General features: G+C 62.2%; 1 protein-coding gene. It reads left to right on the top strand.

Annotation, left to right across the window (positions count from 1 at the left end; translation table 11 throughout):
* Positions 1 to 392: conjugative transfer relaxase/helicase TraI domain-containing protein (locus JOY50_RS28640; RefSeq protein ID WP_243056186.1), on the top strand; the 392-nt coding region annotated here is incomplete at both ends.

Here is a 392-nt window from a genome sequence, read left to right as displayed (position 1 = left end):
GCATTCACCTGAGAAAGCGACGGCGCACGATATTCTTGAACCCCGTAACGACCGGGCGGTGAAAACCGCCGATCTGCTGTTCGGGCGGGCAAGGCCACTGGATGAAACCGCCGCGGGCCGGGCAGCCCTGCAGCAGTCCGGTCTGGCACAGGGAAGTTCACCGGGAAAATTCATTTCTCCGGGGAAAAAGTACCCTCAGCCGCATGTGGCGCTGCCGGCATTTGATAAAAACGGGAAAGCCGCCGGTATCTGGCTCAGCCCGCTGACCGATCGGGACGGACGGCTGGAGGCTATCGGCGGAGGGGGACGAATTATGGGCAATGAAGACGCCCGGTTCGTGGCGCTGCAGAACAGCCGCAACGGAGAAAGCCTGCTGGCCGGGAATATGGGGG

This window comes from Pseudomonas sp. BP01 (assembly GCF_022760795.1).
GTDB classification, from domain to species: domain Bacteria; phylum Pseudomonadota; class Gammaproteobacteria; order Pseudomonadales; family Pseudomonadaceae; genus Aquipseudomonas; species Aquipseudomonas putida_Q.
The sequence above is the reverse complement of the archived record's forward strand: the minus strand, read 5'-3'. Positions and strand labels throughout refer to the sequence as shown.